This is a genomic window from Hyella patelloides LEGE 07179 (assembly GCF_900659865.1).
In the GTDB taxonomy this organism is placed as follows: Bacteria; Cyanobacteriota; Cyanobacteriia; order Cyanobacteriales; family Xenococcaceae; genus Hyella; species Hyella patelloides.
In genome coordinates this window covers 1-13,360 of sequence record NZ_LR213783.1, presented here as the reverse complement: position 1 = coordinate 13,360, position 13,360 = coordinate 1, and the positions used below count along the sequence as shown (strand labels likewise).

At 38.4% G+C, this 13,360-nt stretch carries 9 protein-coding genes and 1 pseudogene; 5 read left to right on the top strand and 5 right to left on the bottom strand.

Features of this window, described 5'->3' with window-relative positions; all coding sequences use genetic code 11:
• Positions 1-202 precede the first annotated feature (202 nt).
• Positions 203-766 (top strand): SH3 domain-containing protein, encoded by a 564-nt coding sequence (locus H1P_RS04715; RefSeq protein ID WP_144864653.1) that lies wholly within the window; start codon positions 203-205, stop codon positions 764-766.
• Between the two features lie 63 nt (positions 767-829).
• On the opposite strand, the gene H1P_RS04710 is transcribed toward H1P_RS04715, so the two are convergent.
• Positions 830-4,522: a serine hydrolase gene (locus H1P_RS04710; protein WP_144864651.1), complete on the bottom strand. Its 3,693-nt coding sequence runs from the start codon at positions 4,520-4,522 to the stop codon at positions 830-832.
• 180 nt (positions 4,523-4,702) lie between these two features.
• On the opposite strand from H1P_RS04710, the gene H1P_RS04705 reads away from it, so the two are divergent.
• Positions 4,703-5,920: a sensor histidine kinase gene (locus H1P_RS04705; protein WP_186375834.1), complete on the top strand. Its 1,218-nt coding sequence runs from the start codon at positions 4,703-4,705 to the stop codon at positions 5,918-5,920.
• Between the two features lie 53 nt (positions 5,921-5,973).
• Positions 5,974-6,606, top strand: coding sequence for a response regulator (locus H1P_RS04700; RefSeq protein ID WP_144864646.1), 633 nt, complete (start codon positions 5,974-5,976; stop codon positions 6,604-6,606).
• A 332-nt stretch (positions 6,607-6,938) separates the two neighbouring features.
• On the opposite strand, the gene H1P_RS04695 is transcribed toward H1P_RS04700, so the two are convergent.
• Both H1P_RS04695 and aroF read right to left on the bottom strand, forming a co-directional pair.
• Positions 6,939-7,853: an ion channel gene (locus tag H1P_RS04695; protein WP_144864644.1), complete on the bottom strand. Its 915-nt coding sequence runs from the start codon at positions 7,851-7,853 to the stop codon at positions 6,939-6,941.
• Positions 7,854-7,941: 88 nt separating this feature from the next.
• The gene (gene aroF / locus H1P_RS04690; protein WP_144864641.1) at positions 7,942-9,006 is read right to left on the bottom strand and encodes a 3-deoxy-7-phosphoheptulonate synthase; all 1,065 of its coding nucleotides are present in this window, start codon (positions 9,004-9,006) and stop codon (positions 7,942-7,944) included.
• Between the two features lie 253 nt (positions 9,007-9,259).
• Between aroF and trxA the strand changes: the two are divergent.
• Positions 9,260-9,576: pseudogene (gene trxA, locus H1P_RS04685) on the top strand (thioredoxin).
• A gap of 277 nt (positions 9,577-9,853) precedes the next feature.
• Here trxA and H1P_RS04680 read toward each other — a convergent pair.
• Positions 9,854-10,498 carry a cofactor assembly of complex C subunit B gene (locus H1P_RS04680; RefSeq protein WP_144864639.1) on the bottom strand — a complete coding sequence of 215 codons (645 nt, stop codon included), beginning with the start codon at positions 10,496-10,498 and terminating at the stop codon, positions 9,854-9,856.
• A gap of 197 nt (positions 10,499-10,695) precedes the next feature.
• A complete protein-coding gene (gene rpaB, locus H1P_RS04675) occupies positions 10,696-11,424 on the bottom strand; it encodes a response regulator transcription factor RpaB (protein ID WP_144864637.1) in 729 nt (242 codons plus the stop codon).
• Between the two features lie 241 nt (positions 11,425-11,665).
• Here rpaB and radA point away from each other — a divergent pair, with 241 nt between their 5' ends.
• Positions 11,666-13,174: a DNA repair protein RadA gene (gene radA, locus H1P_RS04670; protein ID WP_144864635.1), complete on the top strand. Its 1,509-nt coding sequence runs from the start codon at positions 11,666-11,668 to the stop codon at positions 13,172-13,174.
• The last annotated feature ends 186 nt before the right edge of the window (positions 13,175-13,360 follow it).

The window sequence follows — 13,360 nt, the reverse complement described above, 5'->3', positions numbered from 1 at the left end:
GAATTCAGAATATATGGAGTCAAGAAAATAATAAGATGGAAATTGTAACCATAAAGTATTACTATTTCACAGTGTATCGAGTAGGTTATAACTACTATCCAAAGAAAATGAAAGTTAAATTAATTGATAGATGTTTTCCATAGTGTAAAAATGTGCATTCTGACTTTTTCGGAGCGAACGGAAAACTTTAAACCACAAACTGATGATGAATGAATCAAAAACAAATGAACAAACTTGGTTGAGTGCAATCTCAAGTACGTCTCAGTTTATTTTAGGTTTCCTGTTGGGTGTTACTATGATTGCAGGAAGCGCAGTAGGAGCAGCCTATTATTATTTTAGACAAGTATCTTCTAACGCTCCCGAAAAACCTGTTTATACTGAAGAATCTCAAACTGCTGAAGCACCTAATAACCAAATAACAGAAGCTGGGGAAAATGAGTCACAATCTGATATCGAATCTACTTCTAATATCGAATCTACTTCCGATCTTGAAGCAGAATTAGAACTAGAGCCTTTGCCAGAAGAAGAAGAAGAAGAAGAAAACATTCCCCCTGGTGCTTATTATGCTAATGTAACTTGGCCCCAAGGTTTAAGTTTAAGAGCCGAACCAGATACTAACTCTGCCAGAATTGGTGGTGTTGGTTACGATGCCAGAATTTTGATTTTAGAAGAAAGCACCGATAAAAGATGGCAAAAAATAAGAATTCCCTGGAGTAAACAAGAAGGTTGGGTTAAAGCGGGTAATATCAAAAAAGCTTCTGATTAAGAAAATATGACTGCATCTTCAACAAATGAATCTTTACTCTTACGTGCAAATATCAAATCATCATCAAGCAAAAACAAAATTATCCGCACCTAAGTTATCGGTAGTAACTCCTTGGAAGATAGCTAAATCTCTACCATTGGCTTGAATTAAGACATCATCTTCTTGCTGAGTAAGATTAAGTTCCTCAAATCCAATACCTAATCCAGAAATACCAATGATATCTTCGGTTGGATTATAGTCAGTAACAATATTGGGTGAACTGGGAATTTTGGCTACAGCAATCCAAAATTGGTCTGCACCAGTCCCACCAGTGAGAGTATTATCACCACCTTTTCCTACAAACAAAAGATCTGCACCTGCGTCAGCAACAATGCGATCTCCACGAGATCCGCGAAGCGGATCGCCTGTACCTAAAATCAACGTATCATCGCCATCACCACCATAGAGACGATTATTACTGTTACTCGTAGTAGCATCAATTAAATCATTCCCCTCACCTGCAAAAACTAATTGGTCAGTAGAATCTATTTCTAAAACATCTGCATTGACTGTGCCGAATTGAGGCTCAGGCGAATTAACATTGTAAGATTGAAACATTACTTCTGAATAAGGTGATGTTTCGCCAGCAAGTAGAGGACTTTCTCGATCGTTAAGATGCTGTTCAAAGAAAGCCGTAGTATAGTCATTAATTATCCGCGCTGTTAGCTCAGGATCGGTCGGTTCAAAATCCTCACTGTTATTAGCATTCGCATCTAATATTGTTCCTAAAGCACCTAATTCAATGCCAGAATTTGCCAAAAAAGAAGATAAAAAGGGTATATCGTTAAAATCGGAGTGAGTTGTTCCCGAAATGGTAACTTCATAACCCTCATTTTGTAGATTCTCCACAAAAGATTGTTGTATTTGATTGAAATCTTTGTCTAAAGGATCGGAACTATTTCCCGTACTAAAAGCCTCATTATTAAAAGTCAGAAATGGTTGAGAAAGGCTAGCACTAGCCACATCACCAAATAAACCGCCATCTAAGTTAATTCCTGCTTTAAAACGAGAATCTTCGGCTAAAACTTTAGCAGCAGTTGCACCACCCAAAGAATATCCCAATATACCCACTCGATCTAAATCTAATTTTTCGCCAAATAAGTCTGTAGAGTTTTCTTCTGTATCAATTTCCTCAAGCTCATCTAAAACAAACTGAGCATCCTTGGCTCTAATATCTATACTCTCAGCGAAAAGTTCGGGATTTTCTGATGCACCCAAAAATCCGCCAAATGTGGGAGATTGGGTAATAACTCGCCCATCGGGAAATAGATTAACTGTGGAGTCGTAAGTGTGGTTAAGAGCAATTACTACATAACCTTGACTGGCTAATTCTTCTGCCTTAATAGTGTTCAGTTCTGGTAAACCGCCAAAACCATGAGACAAAAATAATACTGGATATTCTGATTTTGTCTTAGCAATGGGAGCATTAGCAATACTGTTAGTTGGGATAGATTGGGTAATGTCAGTAAAATCTTGTGGAGGTATTCCTACCGCAGTGGCGAGCGCATTACTCAAATTTTCGCTCATGTAAGGTGCAGTAGTTGAGGATGTATTTTCGCTGGGATACCAAACTTTTGCGGTTATCTCTCGCTTATCGTCGGGATCTTCTGTGTAGGTTTCTTCTCTTTCTGGATCGATAAAATGATAAGAAGTTGTTCCTACAGCATGATCGCCTGTTGGTTTGGGAAATGAGAGAGTTTGGGTTGTATCTTCAAAGTCGGATTGAGAAATATCTTCTGAATTGATATTATTTAAAACCGCCAGAGTTTCTGAGTTGAAAGTGATTAAAGTATTATTGGCATGATCTCCACTTCCTTGACTAATATCGAGATCGCTAAAGCTGATATTTTCTGGTAATTCCAATAAATCTTTACCTTGGGTAAAGTCAGTAATAGTATTTGTTCCATCTTCAGAGAGTATAAAGCGATCGCTCCCAGCACCACCTGTTAGAGTATTACTACCAGATAACCCAATTAAAGTATCATTGCCTTCTCCTCCAATTAGGTTATCGTCACCCTTACCGCTGTTGAGATAATCATCACCCTTACCACCAAAGAGTTGGTCATTTCCTGCATTAGCAAAAGCGCGATCGCTCCCTGCATCTCCGTAAAGGCGATCGTTTCCCGAACCTGCAAATAATAAATCGTCTCCATCGTTGCCATAAAGAGAGTTATTACCTTGAGTGTCTCTTACTAAATCGTTACCCGCACCACCAGAAAGAAGATCGTCATCTTTACCTCCCTGTAGGAGATCTTGACCATCACCACCAACTAAAAAATCACTACCTTTGCCTCCTTGCAGCAAATCGTTTCCTACCCCACCATTGAGAAAGTCATCATCTTTACCGCCATAGAGATTATCATCACCTTCTTTGCCAAACAAATAGTCATTACCCGCACCAGCAGAAAGAAAATCATCGCCTTTTCCTCCATCTAAAGCATCTAAACCTTTTTTGCCGACAAGAATATCATTACCGTCTCTACCATTAATCACATCGTTGTTCGATGTCCCCGTTAAATAGTTATCAGTTTCCGTACCATTAATTGCTAAATTATCATTAAGCCCTAATGTATTAGCAATACTCGCTTTATAAGCTTCAATAACTAAAATTGTTTGAGGATTACCTAGAATACCTCGATTTGCCAAAATGGAAATCGTCGTATCGCTACTAGAAAAATAATCTACCTGAGATCGATATCCAAATTGGCTTCCATCCATACTTCGGGTTTCGCCCCAAGGTAATTGACTGGGATATACACCAAGTCCAAATTTATCTAATTGAGTTCTACTTCTGTTGAAACCCGTGTCAACATAGTTGAATATTTCCGCAGTAGATTCTGGAGATAGTAAAGCTCCTGACGCTAAAGAATCAAAAAATTTTGCTACATCTTCTGCACTAGAAACTATCGAACCACTACCATAACTAATTTCTGTATTAACGGCAGTATAGTCCTCTAGGTTTCCATCTTGTCCGATATTGCCATTTCCTGTAAGAATATCGTCATAACCTTTGGCAAGCTTTTCCAAACTTACGTCTTCGGTAGTAAAAAAAGTATTATCAAGCCCTAAAGGTTCGAGAATTTCTTCGTCTAGAATTTGCTTAAAAGGTTCACCTGTTGCTTTTTCGGCAATCAATGCAGCAATAAGATTACCTGTATTGGTATAAGTCCATTTTTCTGTAGAATCCGATCCAGAAAAAGCAGGTTTGTCAAAAGCATAAGTCACTAACTCTTCTGGTTGCCAATCTCTATTTGACCCCGATAAATAGTCGGCTATAAAGTCAGGTAAAAACTCACCATCAAGATTAAAATAATCCCACACTCCTCCCGTACCGTCTAAGAGTTGACGGATAGTGAGATTTTCACCATTAGTAATTTTCTCAGCAATTTCTGGTAGCCATTTATCTATGGTGTCGTCTAAACGGGGTTTTCCTTGCTCTTGTAGCTTGAGAATAACAGTCGAGGTATAGGCTTTGCTGATACTAGCTATTTTAAAAAGATCGTCTGGTTGTGTTGCTTCCTGGGTTTCAAGATTAGAAAGACCTGTTGCTCCATTCCACTTACCCTCTGGTGTAACTACGCCAACACTGACACCAATATCAGGAGTATTAATATCTTGCGCTGTTTGTAATAATGCTGTCTCTAATTTTTGTTCTAAGTTTTCTGGTAGTTCTGGTGTTTGATTTTCGGCAGAATCTATTTGGTTTTGGTTAGTCACGATCGTAGACCTCTCAATAGTAGCTATTTTCAAGGTATGCAAAATCAGACGAATATACTACTACTCAGGATCATATGAATTTCACAAAAATATATGACAGGGATCATATTGCTAATTGGGCAAAAATACTCTAGCTTAAAAATATTTCTCTTCACAAACCCTTATACTGCAACAGTTAACATGAAACCAGCTATCCGCTCTTCCCTATCTGTTCAAAAAATGTTCCGTTATGTGGAATGGATACTGATAGTTGGATTTATTTTTTATTATTCCTTACTAATAGCAAACAATATTCTTGTTTTGACGGCAGAACAGTTTTGGCAACTGAGTTTTTTCTATGTTGCGATCGCAGCACTAAGTTGCATATTTCCAATGGGTCGCTCATTGTGGATTAAATACGCATATATTTGTCTGGAAATTTTCCTAGTTTTAGCAACCAGGTATTTTAGTGGGCTTCAAGTAGAACATTTAATGTTTGTGTATATTGCTAAAAGCTGTTTTTTTCTCAGGCGCAAAAGTGTCATGATCCTTACTGTTATAGTAGGGATTTTGTATGTAGTAATTCTCGTTGGGTCTTTACCTCAATCTATTGAAACATTTCCTTATGCTACAGCCGACATCGATCCTAGCGACCCGAAGCTGATCAAGGATTTTCTGATAAGTGGCATAGCTAGCTACGTAATGTTTAGCAGTTTTATGATTGTACTTGGTAATACTCTGCTTGCAGAGCAAAGAAGCCGTCAACGGGCTGAAGAATTAACACGACAAGTCGAAGGTTTGGCTACTAAACTGGAGCGTGTTCGTATTGCCCGCGATATCCATGATTCTTTGGGACACACACTAACGAACCTTCAGATTCAACTAGCACTAGCTCAGGAATTTCGAGAACATAAACCTGATCGCGCATTTAAAGCAATCGATCTGGCTAAGTTCTTAGCCGACCAGTGCGTTGAAGATGTTAGCCTAAAATTACAAGCTATACACCAGTCTGACTTTAATCTTGATCGAGCCTTACAAAGCTTACTGTCACAATTGCAGCATCATCCAGGGTTAAAAGTATCTTCAGAGATTAATTTGCCACAGTTGCCCTTACAGGTAAGCCATCATTTGTACTACATTATCAAAGAAGGACTGACCAATATTCAAAAACACAGCAATGCGGATCGCATATATCTACAGTGTCAAGCAACGAGCGATCGCATTACAGTAAGACTAGAAGATAATGGTCGAGGATTCGATCCAGCCCTATCTTATCCTGGATTTGGGCTACAGGGAATAAAAGAACGAGTAAATATTTTAAACGGCGAATTAAAGATTTGTACTACCCCAGAGGTAGGAACTCGAATAATGGTTATGATTCCCAAAGAGATGGAAATCGATCGCAAAAAAATCTCATAATAGACTGATTAAGGAAAAATTTTTCCTCAATTTATTCAACATTTTTAATTCTCATGATTCGACTCTTACTTGTTGATGACCAAGAGATTTTTCGAGAAGGTTTGGGGGAATTGCTTTCTCTCAGAGAAGGGATAAAAGTAGTCGGAAAAGCTAGTAATGGAGAAGAGGCAATTTCTCTGACAGCTAAATTACAACCAGATGTGATTTTAATGGATGTGCGAATGCCTATATGTAATGGTGTCGAAGCAACTCGCACTATTCATAACTCGTACCCTTGGATTCAAATTGTAGTACTCACCGTGTTTGACGATGACGAATACATCGGGCAATCTTTACAAGCTGGTGCAATAGGATATTTGCTCAAACGCACTCCTGCTCAACAGATTGTTACAGCTATCCGTTCGGCACATTTAGGATATAGCCAACTAAGTCCCACGATCGCATCTAAAGTATTTGCCCATCTCTCAGCTAAATCCTCGACATCAACAGTACAACATAAAAACCGATTGAGCAAACGAGAATTAGAAGTTCTCCAACTGATTGCTCAAGGTAAAAATAATCAGGAAATTTCTCAGCAACTCTACATCACAGAAGGTACTGTGAGAAACTATGTGACCCGTATTCTTAGAGAATTAGAATTACGCGATCGCATTTCTGCCGTACTTTGGGCGAATGAACATTTATGATTTTCAATAAAATTAAGACAAAATAATTTTGACAGAAATGCTCTTTTATTAGGCAAAAAAATGGATTATAAATTATTTACATTATCATAAATTATGTCGATAAAAATAATTTGAAAATTATGCTAAATTTTATAAATTTACTATTGAATGATAAGTAGGTAGACATAAATAACCTCAACTATGTATCTGAATGTAAACTCATCTCAATTTGATACCAATCAAATGATTTAATCTGCTTTATAAAAGCAAATATAGTTGAGCTTAATTAGCCCGATCTACTTAATTAAGGAAAGATTTTTGTTAAATCAAGAAATTTAATGATATTAATTTTTTTATTGGGGATCGGAAATCACGTCATGAAAGTTTTTGTAATCAATATAGTAATTACCATCATCTGTTTTATGGAGAATATCGGTAAAGCGCATCGACCATAAAAGATCGCTTACTTTGTAAATATAACGAGCATGAATAGTAGAGGAAAAAGTTTCGTCTAAACCAGTTAAAATAATTAGAATTGAAGCATCACATTGAGCTAAAGATTCTGGAGTTTCTCCCCACAAAGGACTGGATTGATCTATGGGGTGCATTACTAACCAGCTAAGGGCAAAACTAGGAGATTCTGAACGCAACAAAGGAAGGTTATAAAACCGTCTTAATTCTATTCCTTCGGGACTAACTTCATTTGCCAAAAAACTAACTTGAATACGAGCTTCTATAATGCGATTATCTCTTTGATTTGCGACTCGAAACATTAAAGTAGGAACACGGTTAAAAGGGTAAATTACCGCTACTTCACTAAAGAGAACTCGCGCCCTTGGTTGAGCAAAGCGGGCAAACATTAAGCCTGTCGCCATAGCTACCAATAATAGCCCTACCAAAACTTCAAAAGTAACTAATATTTGTGCGTAAATAGTTTGGGGATACATCGCCCCATAACCAATAGTAGAAAGACTCTGAACGCTAAAAAAGAAAGCATCAATAAAAGAATTGGGTTCGGCGTTAGCAATACCACCTCTAGTAGTTAAATAAGCTAAAGCAAAAGCAACATTAATTGCAAAATAAAATAAGCTCAACAATCCTAAAAATTGCCACCAGCTAATGACCAGCAACCAGTGATAAAGATCGCTGAAAGGGTGTTCTAATAATTGCAGAAGTTTATTTTTAGAACCCTTAACTTTTGTCAGCAGTGGCTTTGATGGAGGAGAAGATTTTTTAAATTGAGCTTGATAACGCCTACGCCGAGTCATTAAATTAGGCTTTTTGCATAAGTTGTATATCTATAATCTCAGTTCATGAACCATTAATCACCAAAAACCAATCGATAAATGATCGATATTAAATGCTTAATGATACAGGAGTCTCTTGCCATCTTCCCATAGCTTGACCCACAACTGCTAATTCTTGAGTCATCAATTGTTGAAATCTTTCTGGTGTCAGAGATTGTGGCCCATCAGAGAGAGCTTTTGCTGGATTGGGATGTACCTCTATCATCAGAGAATCTGCATTACAGGCGATCGCTGCTTTTGCCATATCGGGAACATATTCTGCTTTTCCTGTACCATGGCTAGGATCGATCGCAATAGGTAAATGAGTTAAAGAGCGTAATACGGGAATTACACTTAAATCTAAAACATTACGACAATATTTGCGATCAAAGGTTCTAATTCCTCGTTCACAAAGAATTACGTTAGGATTTCCTGCTGCTAAAATATATTCTGCTGCCATTAACCACTCATCTATAGTTGCGGACATTCCCCTTTTTAAAAATACAGGCTTATCCTGTGCGCCGACTTTTTTCAACAGAGCGAAGTTTTGCATATTTCTAGCACCTATTTGCAGAATATCCGCTACCTCAGCAATTTTTTCGACATCCGCAGTATCCATAACCTCAGTAATAATCCCTAAACCACTAGCATCTCTAGCTGCTGCGAGTAGTTCTAAAGCACTTTCGCCATGTCCTTGGAAAGCATAGGGAGAGGTACGAGGTTTGTAAGCACCACCTCTGAGAAATTTCGCTCCTGCATTTTTTACTTTGACCGCAGTTTCCACGATCATTTCTTTATTTTCTACCGAACAAGGTCCAGCAATTATTACTACAGGCTGATCTTGACCAAATGCTACATTACCATTGGGAGTAGGTACAATCACTTTAGAGCGATCGCCATGACGAAATTCTAAACTAGCTCTTTTGAAAGGTTTCTCCACTCTTAATACTTGCTCAATCCAAGGGCTAGTTTCCTGTATTTGTAACGGGTCAAGGGAAGCTGTATCACCTACTAAACCTACTACTACTTTGTGTTTACCAACAATTTTTTCTGGTGTAAGTCCCCAGGTTTCTAGCTCGCTACAAACGCGTTCAATTTCAATTTCTGGAGAACCAACTTTCATTACTACAATCATGTATATCTCTTTTCTATAAGACAATTAAGGACTATGTAGCTATGGTAGTAATTTTTCACAGTTGTTGCATCAAAGTAGGGAAGTAGGTATTATTACACAAAGATAGATTTTTGAGATTGCAGAAAAACTAAGATCTCGCTCTATCGTTACTTTCTGCTTCAGATGATTAAGAAAGTGAAATAAATTTATCAATCGCAAATTGCTTTAGTTACCATAGCGATGGATTGTAGATGAGCAAAATAAAGCGATCGCTATGGTAGTTAAAAAACAATTTTCTTCTTTTAAAGACCTTCTGGAAAATTCTTCCAAACCTGTCTTAGTAGATTTTTATGCGACTTGGTGTGGTCCTTGTCAATGATGAGTCCTATTTTAGAGCAGGTAGGTTCTCAATTACGCGATCGCCTTCAGGTAGTGAAAATAGATACAGATCGTTATCCTAATATTGCTTCGCAGTACGACATTCATGCTTTACCCACTTTAGTTTTATTTAAAAGTGGTCAACCTGTAGAAAAAATTGAAGGGGTACATCAAGCTAATCAATTAATTAAGCATCTTAAAGGGTTCGTTTAATTGTGTTAGTTAGTGGTTGCTGGTTGTTACCTATCACTTAATTAATTAGGTAGGCAAATTTATTTGTATATTTTCTGATTGTAGTTATCTTTTCTCCCGCTCCCGAAGCACCCAAAGTTTCCCTGCTCCCCTGCTAGAAAATACACAGGTTTATTTTGTTATTGTGCATCGGGTACTTAACTTATTCTCTATTACCTCCTCATTCCTTATGCGCGACGCGCGCTCCGAAGGAAGTCCTAAGGCGGAAGCGGTATCCGTGATAGACATCCCTCATCACTCATCCCTCATAAGATAAGGTTATGGCTAATTTGTCTGCAATGCCTTCGATCCATGTTTCATCTTGTTTAGTGTAGCTTCTGGAGGTATCTGCACCCAAGATTAAAACCCCCCGCTCTCCTATGGGTTGACAGATAACTCCTTGGGTATTTTCTGGTAAATAATCAAATTCGATTTTCCCTGGATAGAGAGCGAGTTTTACTAAATAAATTGGTTTTTGTTGAGCTAAAACTTTACTGACAATTACACCAGGTTTTACTCGATCGTTTTTGCCTAAAATACCCCGACGTAAAATAGTTTTACCATCATAATAAACAACAAGCGATCGCGTTACGGTATTGGTTAAAATCAAATGAGAAGCCCAAGCAAGCTCAGTTTGTATTGCTTCTGATAATCCTTGAGATAATTTAAAACCTTGTTCTCCAATCAAAGTAACAGTTTCAGGCGATCGTGGCTGAATTTGTTGCCACAAAAAGCCAATTAAAAGTAAAGTTGCACCTTCAATAATACCCAAAGCGTCAGAACGAGCTTGAGAAACTGTCAAGTCTGCGGTCAATAAGCGATTTAGCAACAGCAAAGTACCCGCCAAACCGCCAATAACTAGGGGTAGTAAACGCAATACCCCATTAGAATCTGATTTTGCCATATTTAATGGTTGGTTCTTAGTCAATGTATCCGCGCAAGGCTTGCGCTTTTTTAGTAGTTAGTATCCAGTTGCTTGTTGCTTGTTGCTGGTTACTTGTTGTTTAATACGACATCTTACTTATTACTTCTTACTCACTATTTATTACTTAAAAAATTCCTCGTTCCTAATTCCTCATTTTTCCTTCCTTAATTTAGAATTTAGTCTTCTCCTGCTTCTAATATGCGTTGAAAGAGATAGCCTGTACCTCTAGCTGTTAAAATTAGTTCAGGATTACTAGGATCATCTTCTAATTTGGCACGGAGACGAGAAATATGGACATCTACCACGCGGGTATCTACATGGCGTTCGGGAGTATAACCCCAAACTTCTTGCAGAATTTCCGAACGGGAAAAGGGTTCCCCTGAACGACTAACTAACAATTCTAGGAGGCTAAATTCCATCCCAGTAAGTCTAATACGTTCGTCTCCCTTATATACTTGGCGTTTGTTGGTATCAATTTTGATTGAACTGACATGAATCACTCCTGAACTGGGAATTCCTGGTGCGCCATTTTTATCAACGCGACGCAATACAGAACGGATTCTCGCTTCTAATTCTTTAGGAGAGAAGGGTTTTACGACATAATCATCTGCCCCTAATTCCAAGCCTGTGATGCGGTCTGCCACATCTCCTAAAGCAGTTAGCATGATAATAGGGATATCTGATTCTTTACGTAATTCTTGACATACGCCATAGCCATCTAGTTTAGGCATCATGACATCTAAAACTACCAAATCTGGTTCGGAAACCCGAAAAGTTTCCAAAGCTTCTTCTCCATCCGCAGCCGTTACGACATCGTAACCAATCATAGAGAGACGGGTTTCTAAGATGCGACGAATGCTTGCTTCATCATCCACTACTAAAATTTTTTCTTTATGTGTTTCCAAGTTTCTCTACACTCCTTACTTAAGTTAGATTACTGAATTTTAAGTAAAATTTTGCTACCGTTCTTTCTAGAATATCCTTTTCCGTTATCTAATTAGTCTGAGTCTCCATTTAATTGGGCAAATTACGGACTTTTTTCAGATTTACTTTATGATTTGGATTTTCTTAAAAACTTTAAGATTTGTACGCATTAATTAACTATATTTATTGATTTTCTTAATATTTTTTCAAAAAAATAAACAAATGGCTAAACCAAAACAAATATATGTATGTAGCAACTGTGGGGGGGAATACAACCAATGGTTTGGGCTGTGTAAGAACTGTAATGAGTTTGGTACTATCTCCGAAGAACCCATTGATGCAAATAATAAAGGATTTAGCCGTGGGGGTTGGCAAAACGCGAAGCATAATAATGGCGGAAGTGTACCTGGAAAGCCTAGAGTTTCAGTTAAGTTTGCTGAGATTAATAATGATGAGCAAGCACGCTTCCCTTCGGGTTATGGGGAGTTAGACAGGGTTTTGGGGGGTGGTGTTGTTCCTGGTTCTTTGGTCTTGATTGGGGGCGATCCTGGTATCGGAAAATCTACTTTATTGTTGCAGGTGGCAAATCAGTTATCGGTGCGTTTACCCCGTATTTTATATGTGACAGCAGAAGAATCAGGACAGCAGGTTAAATTAAGGGCTTCTCGTTTGGGCGTGGAAGGTACGGGTAAAACAGTAGTGCCAAATAGTAAGAATAATGGTAACGGTAAAAAAGCAGAACAGGTAGAAAATAATCTCTATGTAATGCCTGAGACAGATTTAGAAGAAATTTTGCGGGAATTAGAGTCTTTAAAGCCCCAAGTAGCAGTAATTGATAGTATTCAGACTTTACACTTTGCTGCTTTGACTTCTGCACCTGGTTCAGTAGCCCAAGTTAGAGAATGTACTTCAGCATTAATGCAGGTAGGAAAACGAGAGAATATTACATTACTAATTGTTGGTCATGTTACCAAAGATGGTGCGATCGCAGGGCCTAGGGTATTAGAACACTTAGTAGATACGGTACTTTATTTTGAAGGCGATCGCTATGCTTCCCATAGATTACTGCGCTCTGTTAAAAATCGTTTTGGTGCAACCCACGAAATTGGTATTTTTGAAATGGCTGACAAGGGGTTAGTAGAAGTTGATAACCCTTCGGAATTGTTTTTAGGTAACCGAGATGAATTATCTCCTGGTACAGCAACAGTAGTCGCCTGTGAAGGAACACGTCCCATTGTAGTAGAGTTACAGGCTTTAGTTAGTCCTACTAGCTATACTTCCCCCAGACGTTCGGCGACAGGAATCGATCACAATCGCTTACAACAAATCCTAGCTGTTTTAGAAAAAAGAGTCGGTATTCCTCTATCTAAACTAGATGCTTATATGGCTTCTGCTGGTGGTTTAACCGTTACCGAACCCGCAGCCGATTTGGGAATTGCCATTTCTTTAGTAGCTAGTTTTCGCGATCGCACTTTGGATCCCCGCACTGTCTTAATTGGGGAGGTGGGTTTAGGGGGACAGGTACGCTTAGTATCTCAAATGGAGTTGAGGTTGAAAGAAGCAGCTAAATTGGGCTTTAAACGGGCGATCGTCCCTAAAGGACAGAGTTTACCCGATGATATCGGCTTGGAAGTGATTTATATCTCTAAAGTAATCGATGCGATTATTGCAGCTATTCCTTCAGATCGCAATATTGCTAATGAAGATTTTTCGATGACAGATGAAGAGTAATTTTAATATTTAAAAGTAGGGTGGGCATTGCCCAACCTACTACTAACAATCTGTCCGCACCCCTAGAGAAAACATAGACAAAGTAGGACAGGCTTCCCTCAGCTAAGGGCGCGAAGGGGGCTTCAATAGACAATAAATTTAGTGGGTAAACAGATTAATAAAAATACAAGCCCCCTTGCGCTGAGG

What these genes read in the sequence shown, in the direction of transcription:
- H1P_RS04680 (WP_144864639.1), bottom strand. Translation starts at nt 10,498, where the DNA reads ATGGCAAAATCAGATTCTAATGGGGTATTGCGTTTACTACCCCTAGTT.
- H1P_RS04715 (WP_144864653.1), top strand. Translation starts at nt 203, where the DNA reads ATGATGAATGAATCAAAAACAAATGAACAAACTTGGTTGAGTGCAATC.
- H1P_RS04705 (WP_186375834.1), top strand. Translation starts at nt 4,703, where the DNA reads ATGAAACCAGCTATCCGCTCTTCCCTATCTGTTCAAAAAATGTTCCGT.
- H1P_RS04700 (WP_144864646.1), top strand. Translation starts at nt 5,974, where the DNA reads ATGATTCGACTCTTACTTGTTGATGACCAAGAGATTTTTCGAGAAGGT.
- aroF (WP_144864641.1), bottom strand. Translation starts at nt 9,006, where the DNA reads ATGATTGTAGTAATGAAAGTTGGTTCTCCAGAAATTGAAATTGAACGC.
- radA (WP_144864635.1), top strand. Translation starts at nt 11,666, where the DNA reads ATGGCTAAACCAAAACAAATATATGTATGTAGCAACTGTGGGGGGGAA.
- H1P_RS04695 (WP_144864644.1), bottom strand. Translation starts at nt 7,853, where the DNA reads ATGACTCGGCGTAGGCGTTATCAAGCTCAATTTAAAAAATCTTCTCCT.